The sequence below is a fragment of the Phormidesmis sp. 146-12 genome, assembly GCF_052939495.1.
Window position 1 is genome coordinate 1 of record NZ_JBJPHS010000136.1, and the last position, 14,425, is coordinate 14,425.

At 49.0% G+C, this 14,425-nt stretch carries 15 protein-coding genes; 12 read left to right on the forward strand and 3 right to left on the reverse strand.

From position 1 onward, the window contains the following. Window positions 1-212 precede the first annotated feature (212 nt). Entirely contained in the window at window positions 213-1,292 is a 1,080-nt protein-coding gene (recA, locus tag ACKFKF_RS30980; protein ID WP_446862529.1) for a recombinase RecA, read from the reverse strand. Window positions 1,293-1,470: 178 nt separating this feature from the next. Here recA and xseA point away from each other — a divergent pair, with 178 nt between their 5' ends. The 4 genes from xseA (at window position 1,471) to ACKFKF_RS31000 (ending at window position 4,198) form a co-directional block, all read left to right on the forward strand. Then, on the forward strand, window positions 1,471-2,700 hold the full coding sequence (gene xseA, locus ACKFKF_RS30985; protein WP_446871220.1) for an exodeoxyribonuclease VII large subunit: 1,230 nt from the start codon (window positions 1,471-1,473) through the stop codon (window positions 2,698-2,700). A gap of 164 nt (window positions 2,701-2,864) precedes the next feature. Beyond that, window positions 2,865-3,053 (forward strand): CsbD family protein, encoded by a 189-nt coding sequence (locus ACKFKF_RS30990; protein WP_446871221.1) that lies wholly within the window; start codon window positions 2,865-2,867, stop codon window positions 3,051-3,053. A gap of 96 nt (window positions 3,054-3,149) precedes the next feature. Continuing rightward, on the forward strand, window positions 3,150-3,599 hold the full coding sequence (locus ACKFKF_RS30995) for a hypothetical protein (protein WP_446862532.1): 450 nt from the start codon (window positions 3,150-3,152) through the stop codon (window positions 3,597-3,599). A 74-nt stretch (window positions 3,600-3,673) separates the two neighbouring features. Beyond that, on the forward strand, window positions 3,674-4,198 hold the full coding sequence (locus tag ACKFKF_RS31000) for a hypothetical protein (protein ID WP_446871222.1): 525 nt from the start codon (window positions 3,674-3,676) through the stop codon (window positions 4,196-4,198). Between the two features lie 166 nt (window positions 4,199-4,364). Here the strand turns inward: ACKFKF_RS31000 and ACKFKF_RS31005 are convergent, their stop codons facing one another. Together ACKFKF_RS31005 and ACKFKF_RS31010 are read right to left on the reverse strand one after the other, a co-directional pair. Beyond that, window positions 4,365-6,713: a PhoX family protein gene (locus ACKFKF_RS31005; RefSeq protein ID WP_446871223.1), complete on the reverse strand. Its 2,349-nt coding sequence runs from the start codon at window positions 6,711-6,713 to the stop codon at window positions 4,365-4,367. 445 nt (window positions 6,714-7,158) lie between these two features. Then, complete coding sequence (locus tag ACKFKF_RS31010) at window positions 7,159-7,602, reverse strand: hypothetical protein (protein WP_446871224.1); 444 nt, start codon at window positions 7,600-7,602, stop codon at window positions 7,159-7,161. A gap of 177 nt (window positions 7,603-7,779) precedes the next feature. On the opposite strand from ACKFKF_RS31010, the gene ACKFKF_RS31015 reads away from it, so the two are divergent. The 8 genes from ACKFKF_RS31015 to ACKFKF_RS31050 all read left to right on the forward strand — a co-directional run. Beyond that, on the forward strand, window positions 7,780-8,880 hold the full coding sequence (locus ACKFKF_RS31015) for a ligand-binding sensor domain-containing protein (protein WP_446871225.1): 1,101 nt from the start codon (window positions 7,780-7,782) through the stop codon (window positions 8,878-8,880). 131 nt (window positions 8,881-9,011) lie between these two features. Next, on the forward strand, window positions 9,012-9,362 hold the full coding sequence (locus ACKFKF_RS31020) for a CU044_2847 family protein (protein ID WP_446871226.1): 351 nt from the start codon (window positions 9,012-9,014) through the stop codon (window positions 9,360-9,362). 20 nt (window positions 9,363-9,382) lie between these two features. Continuing rightward, entirely contained in the window at window positions 9,383-11,482 is a 2,100-nt protein-coding gene (locus ACKFKF_RS31025; protein ID WP_446871227.1) for a S1 family peptidase, read from the forward strand. 84 nt (window positions 11,483-11,566) lie between these two features. Beyond that, a complete protein-coding gene (locus ACKFKF_RS31030; RefSeq protein ID WP_446871228.1) occupies window positions 11,567-12,541 on the forward strand; it encodes a hypothetical protein in 975 nt (324 codons plus the stop codon). A 117-nt stretch (window positions 12,542-12,658) separates the two neighbouring features. Further along, window positions 12,659-12,895 (forward strand): addiction module protein, encoded by a 237-nt coding sequence (locus tag ACKFKF_RS31035; RefSeq protein WP_446871229.1) that lies wholly within the window; start codon window positions 12,659-12,661, stop codon window positions 12,893-12,895. Window positions 12,896-12,905: 10 nt separating this feature from the next. Next, window positions 12,906-13,190, forward strand: a complete 285-nt coding sequence (locus tag ACKFKF_RS31040; protein WP_446871231.1) for a type II toxin-antitoxin system RelE/ParE family toxin — start codon at window positions 12,906-12,908, stop codon at window positions 13,188-13,190. Window positions 13,191-13,246: 56 nt separating this feature from the next. Then, window positions 13,247-14,164: a 3-methyl-2-oxobutanoate hydroxymethyltransferase gene (panB, locus tag ACKFKF_RS31045; RefSeq protein ID WP_446871232.1), complete on the forward strand. Its 918-nt coding sequence runs from the start codon at window positions 13,247-13,249 to the stop codon at window positions 14,162-14,164. 40 nt (window positions 14,165-14,204) lie between these two features. After that, on the forward strand, window positions 14,205-14,425 hold a 221-nt coding region (locus ACKFKF_RS31050), incomplete at its 3' end, for a hypothetical protein (protein WP_446871233.1).

Below are 14,425 nucleotides of genomic sequence, written 5' to 3' on the forward strand. Positions count from 1 at the left end.
TTGTTTGTAAACCTGGTTCTACCCTCAATTAGAAAAGATTTGTCAGGCAGTCAGGATATCTGCTCTAGCAGATCGCGCTATCACAAGTTGAAATTTGCGGCTCAACTGTCTCCTCAAAGTATCAACCGGGATTGAAGAAATTTTCAACAAAAAAGGGCAGGTACATCACCCACCCCCATCATTGAGAGAATCATTAGAGAACGCGATCGCCCCTATTCTTCAGCATCAAAGTCATCATCATCTTCGTCTTCAGCCTCTGCTATTCCAACAGAGTTAGCAGAAACTACCGCGCCCATTTCTAGCTTCTCGCGCACCAGTTTTTCGACTTCTTTGGCAAAGTCAGGCTTTTCTTCCATGTACTTGACCGCATTGTCACGACCTTGACTGATGTTGTCGCCGTTATAGCTATACCAGGCACCCTTGCGAACGATCACGCCCGTTTCTTCTGCCAGGTCAACCAGACAGCCCAGCGTCGAAATGCCTTTGCCAAAAATCACATCAAACTCAGCAATTCGGAACGGAGGCGCAACTTTATTCTTGGCCACCTTCACCTTGACGCGGTTACCAAATTCTTCGTTGCCCTTTTTCAGAGTTTGAATCCGACGAATGTCTAAGCGAACGGACGCATAATACTTGAGTGCCTGACCGCCTGTGGTCGTTTCGGGGCTGCCGTAAGTCACCCCAATCTTTTGCCGCAGTTGGTTAATGAAAATCACCGTACAGCCAGACTTGCCGATATTACCTGTGATCTTTCGCAGCGCTTGACTCATCAGACGAGCTTGCAGACCCATGTGAGAATCGCCCATTTCGCCTTCGATTTCAGCGCGAGGAACGAGAGCCGCTACCGAGTCAATCACCACGACATCAACGGCGGTCGATCGCACCAACTGATCCACAATTTCAAGGGCCGATTCGCCCGTGTCAGGTTGAGAGATCAACAGGTTAGCAATATCAACCCCCAAGGCGGCTGAATAGCTGGGATCAAGGGCGTGTTCGGCATCCACATAGGCGGCCACTCCACCCGCCCGTTGCACTTCGGCCACCGCATGAAGCGCCAAAGTCGTTTTACCCGAACTTTCTGGGCCATAAATTTCGATGACGCGACCTTTGGGCAATCCGCCACCCAGGGCGAGATCCAGCGTCAAAGCACCCGTGGGAATCGTCTCCACCTTCATGCGGGTGGCATCACCGAGGCGCATAATGCTGCCTTTCCCAAAATTGCGCTCAATTTGGTTTAGCACCAAAGTCAGGGCTTTTTGCTTGTCGGAAGTTTCAGATTTACTAGTAGCCATTAGCGCCTCAGAAAAAGAAAAATTGTAGAGGGAATGTGGAAAGGGTGAGCGCCCCTTGCGGTATCTGCAAAACAGTCCGCAGTCGGGATTCAGAATTTACGTTTGTAACACAGGAGAGCACGATCGTAACCAAAAAACCGTTCATTATTTAAGTGGCCCTTCCTCCAGGTTACACGCGATGTCAATGAATCTGCCTAGCATGATGGTTCCAGATGCGCCGCTCTCTGTGGGCGGAGTGACGGCTTACATTCAGTTTCTTCTAGAGCAAGATGACCAGCTTCGTCAGGTGTGGGTGACGGGGGAGGTTTCGAGCGCCACGAAGTATCGGAGCGGGTTGTTTTTTACGCTGCAAGACCCCGATGCCAAGGCTGCGATCAGTTGTGTGGTCTGGAGTAGCCAACTCGACAAATTAGCTGCGCTGCCAGCCCCCGGAGAACAGTTGATTTTGCTAGGTCGGGTGCAGGTTCATCCTCAGCGGGGCAGTTACCAGTTGATTGTCTGGCAAGCCCTGCCTGCGGGAGAAGGTCTGCGTGCCTTGCGCTATCGACAGTTGCGGCATCGGTTGGAGGCTGAGGGACTGTTTGACTCAGAGCGAAAGCGCCCGTTGCCAGCCCACCCCCAAACGGTTGCAGTGGTGACTTCGCCGCAAGCCGCAGCCTGGGGAGACATCCAACGCACGCTCAAACGCCGCTATCCAGGGTTGCAGGTGTTGTTTTCTCCGGCACTTGTCCAGGGAGAACAGGCTCCTGCTTCGATCGTGGCCGCGATCGCACGAGTCGAGCGAGATGCTAGAGCGGATGTACTAATTCTATCACGCGGCGGCGGGGCGATCGAAGATATGGCTTGTTTTAATGATGAATTGGTGGTGAGGGCGGTGGCGAACTGTTCGATTCCTGTGATTGCGGGCATTGGGCACCAGCGCGATGAGTCTTTGGCGGATCTGGCGGCAGATGTGTTTGTCCATACGCCCACGGCGGCAGCAGAACAGGCAGTTCCCTGTCTAGCGGATCTTCACGACGAGCATCAAGAGCGGTTTCGACAGTTGACGATCGCCGTTCAGCAATACCTGGCGGTGGAGAACGATCGCTTGCAGAATCTGCGGAATCGATTCAAACGGTTGAAGCTCGATCGTCAGCTTAAACAAGAGGCGCAGGTGGTTTCCTGGATGCGAAGACGCTTGATCCAATCCACGCAGCAACGCTTTCAAGAAGCGACTCAACATCATCAAATGCTGCAAGAAAAGCTGACGACCCTTGATCCCCAGGCAGTGCTGCGACGCGGATATGCGGTGGCGAGATTGGAAGATGGGACGATCGCACGATCGGCTTCTGAGCTAATGGTTGGGCAAGCATTATCAGTTCAGTTGGGTCAGGGATCAGTGACGGTTACGATTACTTCAATTCAGTAGCGTTTCAGTTAGCTGGTCTGTCGGAGGAGAGAGACGATCACCTTAAAACTGTTATTTTTAATACAACTTGTGAAAGATGGCTAATCAACTTTTGTCCCCTAGTCTTGATGTAGCTGGTAAATGACAAATACCAGTCAACCAAATTAAACACTAGGAGAAAGATCATGAGTTTAGAAGAAAGAGCTAAGGCTGCTGGTAAGAATATCGAAGGTAAAGCTCAAGAAGCGTTGGGCAACGTGACAGGTGACGCTGGTGACCAAGTTGAAGGCAAAGCAAAGCAAGCCGAAGCAACCGCACGCAACGCGAAAGAAGATGTGAAAGATGGCGTTAAAGATGTCGTCGATAAAGCATAGTTAACTTCAAAAAAGTCTGGGCGACTCTAGTGGTTTCTCAGGCTTTTTTTATGGATTAAATAACTCATCAAGCTTGTAGCTTAAAAGGAGAATAAAGTGAGTTTACCTCAACAATTTCGTAAAGCTTTGCTTGCGTTGTCCTTAGTTTTGGTTTTGGCGCTAACTGCCTGTCAGGGAGCCGTTGCGACTTCTCCATCGGGGAGCCAAAAAGTTAGCAATAACCCTCAAGTCAGCGTTAATAAAAGTTACGGTCAAACTGAACGCGGCACGACTCAAGCAGGCCAAAATTTTGGTGATTGGGTTGTGCAAACAAGCAAGGGCTTGGTTCAAGATGCGTATGTCCGGGGCAGTGACAAACTAGGAGTGGTGGTTTCTTCTCAGGTGCGCCCAAACGAAGTCCGTCCTTTGGCAAAATCTCTGGTACAAGGCTTTCGTAAAAATGCCCCTGATCGCGATCTGACAGTCTTGATGTATGCGCCAGATAAGAAGCTGATTCTGACTGCAAAGTACGACAATGCCACCAAGCAAATTCAGTACGAAGGATAGAATTTGAGACTGTAAAAATTGCAGTTTGAGACTTCAAGAATCCGCTTACAAATTATTAGCAGGAGTTTAATCAAATGCCCAGCAGCGACGAATATAAACGTCAGATTATGCAAGATTTGGCGCGGGGAGACAAAGAATCTGCGGACGATATTATTCCTAACGACGCTTCGGAAAACTACGAAAATTTTGACGATTTTGCTCAACGATCGTCCCGCGAAGAGCGCCGTCAACTCTTTGGCAAATCCTTTCATCCCGATCGCATTCCCTCCACTCAAATGGAGCCAGAACTTCAAAAAGCGATCGCTCAAATCAAACCCAACGAGCGCGATGATGTTGCTAAAGAATTTCTCAACCACTTCAAAAAACGGGGCTTGAACGATCGCGAACTCGAACAGCAATTGGGACTCTCGACCCACCACGCCAGCCGGATGCACGCCGATGATGTGAGTAAACTTGCTGCTTTTGCCTACCACAACCATCCCGACATCTTCCAAGATGTATTGGCTGACCAGCCTGCGCTAGTGAAGTTTATGAGCAATCCTTTGGTCGGTGCTGCTTTTGGAGCGATCGCCGCTAAGTGGCTTGGTAAACACAGATAGTTCGAGACTTGATTTAAAACAGGAAAGGGATAGAGACGAGCGATCGTTTTCTATCCCTTTTTTGGTGTGAATTTGAGGAAATTTTTGGCTTAAAGTCGCTTGCTGGTAAGGACTTCAGTTAGTCCAGGGCTTGCAACCAGGGCAAAAATTTCACTCGACTCAAGGATTAGGTGAATCTGCCCAGCGATCGTTTGCGCTGAATGCCGATCACAGCAGGTTTGGGCGGCCCGTCTAAATCGCCTTGCAGATTGCTGGGCCAGTTGCTTCCACGAGAGACAGTACGAGTCTGGTTAAACAAGCTGCCATCCAGCGCCAGCACTTCAATCTCACGACTCAAGGTAACCTTGGGCACAAAGGGACAATCTTCGCCAGGGTGCTGCACCGCAATGATGAGCGTCTCTCCTACAAAAGTCGGCCCCGTCATTTCACAGCGAGGTGGCCCATAGGCAAACGGCACGACCTCACCTGCGTGTTGTCCACGAGTCGGGATGTAGAACAGCCAATTATTGCCAAAGACTCCTGTAAAGCTAGAAACATTGCCTTTGCTGGTGTGATTGATCGAGGTTGGCTTGCCAGTTGCGCCCACCTCAAATCCGTTGTGAGTGCCTGTAGACATATCGGTGACACCCCAGACGTTTGCAAGCTTATCGAAGGCCAGGTTGTCCACATTGGCAAACCCTGCGCCATCTTTAGACCCCGCTTCGCCGCCTTGAGCAAATCGCTGCCAGCGGAAGGTAGTCCCGGCTCCGTCTCGGCTGTTTTCGATAATTTTGTAGAGTCCGCCTGACTGCTGAGTGTCTGCGGGTGCATCGCTGTACTTTGCCACTACAAAAATTCGCGAATCAGGATAGCCATCGCTGCCGGGTGCCCCATCGGTGTAGGCGATGAAGACTTCCTTAGTTTTGGGATGAACTTCGAGATCCTCTGGGCGAGCGGTTGGCGTTCCTCCAATCAGGTTAGCCGCCAGAAAAGCATCGACCAAAATTGCCCCTTGTGAGGTGTAAAAGTCAGATAGCTTTTTGCCCTGGTAACCCGGTAGAGCAGCCGCCTCATTGAGACGAGTCAGCGCAAAGCTTCCGCCGTCTACGGTTTGTCCAGCTACTCCATTGCGACGCGGTAAGGGCAACAGTCCTTCGCGCTGGGCTGACCCCAAAGCGGCAAACTCCACCGAAGATAAGACGCTAGGAGGAATCGGATTCGTTGGAGAATTCAGGTTCAACGGCAACCATTCGCCCGTTCCGTCCGCGTTGTATTTGGCGACGTAGAGCGTACCGTCTTCAAAGAGACGGCTATTTTTTTTGTCTTTGGGGTTGGTAATTTTGCCCTTGCTGACAAATTTCCAGGTGTGACCGCCACGACGATCGTCCCCTAGATAAGCCACCAATTTTCTACCTGCTTCGGCTCTCATGGCGACGTTTTCATGGCGATATCGTCCTAGCCAGGTGTGTTTGCGAGGGCGGTAGTTTGGATCGCCGGGGGCGATTTCTACTGTCCAGCCGTACTTTTCGCCGACCAAGCCAAATTCGGTTCCCGTTGTGCCTGTGCTATATCCGGTCTGGGTTCCGTCGGGCTTGACCGCTTCGGTGACTCCTACAAAGAACGCGCTGCTTCCCTGGAAGTTTTCTTCGCAAGAGAGAATGGTTCCCCAAGGGGTCGTGCCGCCAGAGCAGTTGTAGGCTGTGCCGATGATGCGGTTGCCCAGTCCGTCTGAGTTGATGGCTGCAAAGACTTCGGTGGCGGCGGGGCCCGTGCCAATCAGATAATTTTGATCGCCCTGTTGATAGGATTTGCTGCCCCAAGAGGTAATAGCGCTGTAGGAGTCGGAGCGATCGCGATTGATCCCCAGACCCGACAACCCATGCAGACGGCGATTTTTGGAGTCTTTGACGACGGCATAGCGTCTATTTCTACCCTGGGCAATCCGCACGATCGAGCCGCCCAGATTGTAGAGAAACTCACCCGATAGTTCGCGGCCTTTCACCGTCGGAAAGCCTGGAATGACGATCGGCCCACTTTCCTGAAATGCTTCTGTAATATCCGCCGGAGCTTCGGGGGCAAACCGCGAGATCGGGAAGCTGGCGTATTCGTGGTTGACCCACAGATAGCCTTCTCGGTTGCCATTGATCGGTACATAGCCCGTGTAGTCGCAGTTGTAGCCAAAATACTCTTCTTCATTGGGAAACACCCGATCGCCCCAACTGACGATTAAGTAGCGCTCATATTCGGGAGGCACGACCACATCATCGATCGGCGTATAGCTGCTCAAATTCATCTGAGCTGGGGAGGTAGCTTCGCCCAAGAGCGTTCCTTGACCGTTGGCGATCGCCAGGAAGCTGCGTTGATTTTGGTAAATTGGCAAGGGATGAGGCAGCCGCACTGGGGTAAATGAAAGCTCGGTAGCCGTTGCGACTGAGGAGTCACTCCCAAAAAGTTTTTGACCAAAGGTAGGGACTAATGCGGTGGTAGCGGCACTACTCCCAAAAAAAATCAGCAGTTGTCTGCGAGTTAAAGACATAAATCTCTCTAGAGGAAAAACAGCTCGAAGAAGACTAAAAAACCAGGCAAAAGCCTCAACAAGCACCCTGAGTATTGATTCGTTTCACTGAGACGGGTCATTGATATAGAAGGCTATAGGGCTGATAACCGTTCTCACCTCAGCAGTATAGGGATCTGACTTTAAGGGAGGATAATCCTTGGGTTAATACTGAGAAGTTTTGGACGTTAAGGATCATGAACTTGATAAACCTGGTGAATTTTCTTAGAAATAAGAATTAGATGACATTGAGTTTTGTAGGGTGTGGTGAGCGATCGAGAAAGGCACCGCCAATGGCCGAAATTGGGGCATTTCGCGTGTCTCAACACATCCACGCAATCGTCCGTTTCATCAAATTCACAATCCTTTGTTTTTGCAAGCGATTTGAACCGCCACCCAAAAGTGCAGGTTATTTTAATTCCTGCTCTTAGTCATCTCGAAAAGCAGGGTCATCTGCTGAGTTTTGAGAAATGGAACTGAACGGCGGGGCAGTTTGGGCAACTTGACCCTCAAACTTGAGCAGTCTGGCCGCGATGCTGTAATAACGAGCATGCGATCGCAGCCGAGAATCCTTTTGCCAATCCGATCGCGTCACCTTCACCGTTAACAGAGGAACGGACTCTCCAGAGCGATCGCCCGATAGCCGCATCAAAACTTCTGTGACATCAGCCTGCTTAAACGCTTGAGACACTGATTTCTCAGCCAACTGCTCCGCCTGCTGCATCAGGGCTGCAAACGAAGGACTCATCTCTGCCTCAAGGGTCAAATCTGTTTGCACGACTCTTGCGCTGACTGATCGAGCACCGCCCAACCCCAACCCCACCAGCAGAAAAGCCAATCCCAGCCATCTATTCAGTCTTAAAAGCTGCATCAGGTATACTTTGCGATGATCGGCGCTATCCTATCTCGAAGCCCCTGGCAACTCGTGTTTTCTAGCGCACAACCACGAAATTCATGCGGCCTGAGTTTGTAGCAGTATCATGGGCGATGCGAGGCTAGGGGAAGCCCATTAGCCCGGAGTTGAGGAGATTTTCTGAGGAGTTTAGTGATGTCATTCTCTCGCGTCTGTCAAAGGGTTGGTGGAGTTTTGCTAGTTTTGGGCTTGCACACCGGGGGAAACGCTGCTATCGCTAGTCCGATCTCTTCGAGTTATCCGCAAGGGATCGCTCAGTCAACTCCTCGGTCTGATGCGCCCATCTATCCGCCGATCGCGCCTCCGCCCCTTGTGCCGCCTCTACCCAGTCAACGTCGCCAGCAAGAAGAAACGACGATCGGGACAGATTACCGAGTCAGCGCCCTACAGCGAGACTATCAGGGCAATCTCTGGGTCGGCACCTGGCAGGGATTAGCGAAGATTGACCCCAACACGGGCAGAGTTTTGGCGCGAGTCACGATTCCCAATGTGACGATCGGTGCCCTTGCTCAAGACAAAGTGGGCCGCATCTGGGTCGGCACCTATGAAGGACTACAGCGCGTCGATCCCCGCACCAATGAAGTCACGGCTCAAAATTTCTTTTTGCCTTCCAATCGAGTTCTCTCGCTACAACTGGACAACCGTGGCTATTTATGGGTAGGCACTGACCAGGGGTTGGCGATGATCAGTCCTGACCAGGGATTGTTAATGACGACGCTCAAAAATTTGCCAGGAGTAAGCGCAAATGCCCTGAGTCTGGATGCGGACGGTCAGCTTTGGGTGGGCACCCTGGACGGACTAGTGAAGGTCAACACCGCAAGCGCTCTGATTATGAATCAAATCACAGGCTTATCTGAGGGAACGGTACAAACCTTAGCGCTCGACTCCAGGGGATCGGTCTGGGCTGGCACTGTCAACGGCTTATTGGAAGTAAATGCTAAAGAATCGCGAGTGGTGCGATCGGTCACCCAACTCAGAGGACGCAACATCACCTCAGCCCGATTTGATAAAGTCGGCAGCATTTGGGTGGGTACGACCAGTGGGCTGTTTCGCGTCAATCCCTTTAATGGGGCGATCGTCGGTCAGGTGGGCAATCTTCCATCTAGTCAGGTGATCAGCGTCTCGCCCGATACAGGCAACAAGCTTTGGGTCGGCACCAGTGACGGACTGGCCTGGGTCAGTATGAGTAGCTATCAAACTCAACGCCATTCTGTGTTTAGTCGAGCCTCTCAGTAAGCTGAAGTTTCTGGAACTGACCCTCTGGTTAGCCCTCTCAGTCACTACAATCCATCAGCTTCGTTGTGATATTTTAGGCAAGAAAAGCACTTATAATCTACCTAGAATATAGTCAGTGATCGCACGGCGCAATGGAAACTTTAAAGGACTCTCAGATTGAGAATATTCCAGTTCAATTGGAGAACGGAGTACAAATCAGGGTTGAAGCAACCGTAATTGGTTCTAGTCTTCAAATTGGCGTTGAAGGTGAAGAGATTGAGTCAGATGTGGGAGCAAGGATTCAATCTCCTAAAGAGGTGACTGATGCGATCGAGGGAATCGCTGGCTCAGTCGTTGAAAGTCTCAAAAAATTCAAACCTAGTAAATCCAGCATCGAATTCGGTGTTGAGTTTGGCTATGAGTCTGGGCAGCTAACAGCTTTGATCGTCAAAGGTACAAGTAAGGCAAATCTCAAGATCACGATGGAGTGGACTAAAGAGTAGACAAAAAAAGGAGTATGTACGTGGCTGACCAGTCAATTTATAAGTTGTTTCAAAGCTGTACTGTCCGGATAAAAACATCCAGGGAGAAAGGAACTGGTTTCTTCGTCGCTCCAGGGAAAATTTTAACTTGTAATCATGTACTAGAAGCAGCTAAAGATGATGAGATAGAAATTTATTGGAAAGATAAGAAATTTATAGCAGAGGATATAGAGAAGATTGATCGTGTAGAGAGTAAAGAAAGAGATCTTGCACTTCTCACAATCTCTTACACAGAACATCCATGTGTATATCTAGACAGAGAAGCTGATCCTCACGACCAACTCTACAGTTATGGTTTTCCTGATGAAGGTGGTTTCTCAATCAGTCCTATTTGTGAGGGAAGAAGTAAAAATGAACAGTTTCTTACTATAAAACACGAAAGCATTAGACATGGATTAAGTGGCGCTCCACTACTAAATCGCCGCACTTGGAAAGTGTGCGGAATTATTAAAAGCAGGCGGAAAGCAGATTTAATTTTGAATGTTTTAGAAGTGGTGGGTGGTCAAGCCATTCCAGCAAAAGTGATCTTTGATCAATGGATTGGTTTAGAAAGTGAACATGATCGGTTTCACTACCACGATCCTCGTTGGCGATCGCTCATTCCTCGCGTCATTGGGAAACTGACTTTTGAGGGATTAACACTGACCTTTCTGTCTCGTTTAGGAATCAGAGTGGATGTATCTGTGCTTGATAAACAGTTCTCTGAACCCGTTCCTCGCTTGAAATCTCCTCCAGTTCCCGATCGTCCCAGAAGAGAGATGGGCTACAAAAATGCGTTTAATAAAGCAGTAGAGGCGTTGAAAGTTCTAGATGGCGATAAGAAAGTTACTGGGTTTTATGGTGAACCAGAGTCAGAAGAATGGTTGTTAGAAAAAATCGCCCATGCTGATGTTGTCACTAGCTTTCCAGGCGGTGTAGTTGATGTTCCAGAGGGAGACCGTTACCTTACCGCATTAGACCTACTAGAGAAGATTTTCTATGACTACTACGAGGAAAAAGATGGCATAAAGTATGGTGCCAAGAAGATTAAGAGTAATTTACAAGATAGAAAAGCACTTGTTCTAGTTCATAACACAAAATTATCTTCCGAGCAGGTTCGGAAACTATGTAATGAGATGCCAGGGTCTGGATTTGTGTTCACCTGGCGCAAAGGCGATCCTCTTGCTTCAGTGGCGCAATCTATTTTCAAAGTAGGTAAATTAGAGCTTGATGATGCCCTTGATGTTGTTGCTGAAGAATTCATTAGGGGACGAGCTAAAACTCAAGACGAACTTTTTCATTTTGAGAGTGGAGGACAGTGGAGAGACCTTTTAAAGGATGAAGATCGCCAAGCAGCAGAGATCCTTGTAGAACTCAAGGGAGTGAACGGACATCCTCAGAAAATCCGACGAGCAGTCGAGCTAGCAAAAAGTAGAAAAAAATACAGAAATCAATCACTACAAGAAACTGTTGAGGAGATCCGAAAAAATCCATTGCTTGTGTCTTTAGACCTCACAAAAATCGTCGAATCGCTTTCTAAGCCTGACCGCCGAATATTGAAACTTTTGGCTGTTTTAGGGGTTGCAGGAAGTTCTCTTCTAATTGCCCTGTTCGCTAATGCAGCAGAAATTCCTAACATCAGTAAACATTTGAACTCGTTAGCAGAACAGGATCTCGTTCAAGTTTCTGACTCCAAATATCAGCTTACCTCCGATATCAGTGAAGTCCTTAATCAAGCAACACATTTGACTGATGTGCGAGAAGAGGCGCTAAATCATTTCACGACCTTAGTTGAGCAACAGATAGAACCTAGTCAAGTCTTTGAAAACGTCGATGCCATCTCAAATATCCTGGAATGGGCTTTCGAGTCCGGTCGATATGCAGATGTAATCAAACTTGGTCAAGGATTGGAAGGCGCACTGGTATTTAACGGACTGTGGGGAATGTGGGAACGAGTTCTGCAATGGGAACTTCAAGCCTCACAAGCACTCAACGATGGACAATCCATATCTTGGGCGTTACATCAGCTTGGCACACGTGCCCTATCTCTGGGCGACAGTAGCACTGCTCGTTCTCGTCTCACACAAGCACTGACTCTTTGAGAATCACTAGGGGATACCGATGGTGCCGCTGTCACCCGCCATAATCTGGGATCATTGGCACCGCTTCCGATCGTTTCCCATCTCATGCCTCCAATCACTGTTGGCACTGTAGCTGCTCTACTATTGCTCGGCTTTTGGTTGATTCCTGACCCCTGTTCTCGTGGCTCAACAATCTGGCGGTTGCCTATATTGAATTGGCTGAGTTCTTATTCTTTTTCTGAGAATTGTCTCCTAGGTGAAGCTACGCTGAGAATTCCCGCCAAACCCAAAACTCTTGAGCCGACACCTTGTGTGATACAAGGAACTGAAGTATTCACCATTACACAAACCCAAAACACTTTTAGGGGAGAAATCTCCTATCTTTTAAGGGGAAACCAAAAAAGAACATTAGTAGAAGGAAATCGAACGAAAAGTGGCTGGTTCTCCATGAAATCTGTTGAACCTCAGCTTGACGAATGCTTCATCACTTTTGATGGAGAACAGCTTCAAGGTCTTCCTTTCTCCAGAAAACAAGGAGAAATAGTTGGAGGTGTAAGTGCTGATGAAGTCTTAATTGATGAGAAAACAAAGAAAATTAAAACTGACAAATCTCAAGGAGCATCAGGGGCGTTTCGTATGCTTGAAACTTCACTCAACACGTGGGCGCTTGAGATTCCTGAAGGAGAAAAATTTAGGCTAAGACCATCCCCTAAACCTGGACTACCTTCAACTGGTAATGGTTCATTTACAACTCCCTCAACTTCTACAAGTTCTTTAAGATCACAGACTCAACCGCCTTCGGGAGGTGATTCTAGCTCAAAGCCAAGCCAAGCCGACAAACCGATAACCCAAATCACAGAAGTGCCACCAATTTCATCCGGTTCTACTCAGGAGGAGCTTCGAGATGCTCTAAATATTGCAGTAAATAAGAAAGATTGGAGCAGTGCGATCGCAATTGTGGACAGATGGCTTAAAAATGCGTCCCCCAAAGAAGCCAAGGATCTTCAGGAATACCGAGTAGTGCTACAGAAGCGACTAGCTGAATCCTCTAATAATCCAGTGCAGACACCGAGGAACTAATCCTTGTCAAGTTGTGTGTCAAAACTCTTATTAAATGCGGGATGTGCTATGTTTCCTGTCCTCTCGCACAGCCGCTATAATTTTTATCATGATGCCAGTTTCTTCCCATAGTACCAAATGACCCTTTCTCAACCCCTATCTCCTCCACCAGGATTTGAGCAACTCACTAAAACACAACAAATTAATTACGTTCAGCAGCTCTGGGATTTGATAGTCACCACAGATGATGAGCTACCTATTCCTCAGTGGCATTTAGAAATCGTAAATGAACGTGTTGCCTCGCAGAGCAATTCATCGTTGAGCACATGGGAGGAGGTGAAGCAAAGATTATTGAGCAAATATAGTGAGCGATAATCTACCGATTGTGCTTGATTCTAGGGCTGAAGAGGATCTTGATGCCGCAGCCCAATGGTATGCCGAGCAACGCATAGAGCTTGCGTTAGAGTTTTTGGATGCCGTTGATGCTGTATTTGCAGTCATAGTTCAGTTTCCCCAGGTAGGTCGAGAGGTTGCTGCTGGTATTCGCAGAGTATTGACTAAGAAATTTCCATTCTGTGTCTACTATGTGATTGACGATGGACGTTTGACTGTTTTTGCAATCTTGCACCTTCGCCAAAGCCCTGACACTTGGCTGCAAAGGCTGGCGTAGCAATACTTATTGGTGAGAAGCGAGGGCTACCAAATCATTGCAGTGGCGGAATGGAGATGCAGACGCAAAGCTCACTAGCCGTTGTTAAACTCAATCGAGCCGCTCGGCTGAAAATAGAGGCGAAAATAGAAGTTGGACAATCCGGTACAGAATCTCCACACTTCATAACCCCACACTTTACACCCCACACCTCAATGCCTGTCACGCCACAGCAGCTTATTCAGCGCAAACAGCAAGAACGCCCGATCGTGGTTTTGACCGCGTGGGACTATGCGATCGCTCAAATTCTCGACCAAGCTGGAGTTGACGTGATTTTGGTGGGCGATTCTCTCGCGATGGTGGCGTTGGGCTATGAGACGACGTTGCCGATTACCTTGGATGAGATGCTGCATCACGCTAAAGCAGTGCGGCGAGGGGTCAAAAACGCTTTGCTGGTCGTGGATTTGCCGTTTTTGAGTTATCAAGAAAGTTCCCAACAGGCCATTCATTCAGCCGGGCGAGTCTTAAAAGAGACGGGGGCGCAGGCGGTCAAGCTGGAAGGGGGGTATCCGGCGATCGCTGAAACAGTATCCCGTCTGGTGCAGGCTGGCATTCCCGTAATGGGACATGTGGGACTCACACCGCAGTCTGTTCGGCAAATCGGTTTCAAGCAGCAGGGCAAATCCCCCGAAGCCAGCGATCGGATTTTGAGTGAAGCGATCGCCCTTGAGCAAGCGGGAGCCTTTGCGATCGTGATTGAACACGTCCCCTCAGCTTTAGCCCTTCAAATTACTCAAAAGCTGACGATCCCCACGATCGGCATTGGGGCAGGGGTTCACTGTGACGGTCAAGTTCTCGTCACCACAGACGTTTTGGGACTCTCGACCTGGAAGCCTCCGTTTGCGAAATCCTATCTAGATCTGCACGACTTGATCAAGAATGCAGTGCAGTCCTTTGCGGATGAGGTGCGATCGCATCAGTTCCCGGAGCCATAATCAAAAACCTTGGGCGAGAACTTCTCTTAACGTGAATTCGATGGGAGTTTTTCGCTTCGGTCTTCAGCGCTTCTGCTCCCCAACCCTTCAATCTGGGGGACTATTAGATACTATTTTTCGTTTAAAGTCCCTCACTCGTGGGGGATGTGGGGGGCTGCCCGGATTTGTGACGGCAGCGAAGGATTTCATCGAATTCACGTTAAGAGAACGTGAATTCGATAGAGTTTTTTCGCTTCGGTATTTAACGCTTCTGCCCCCCAA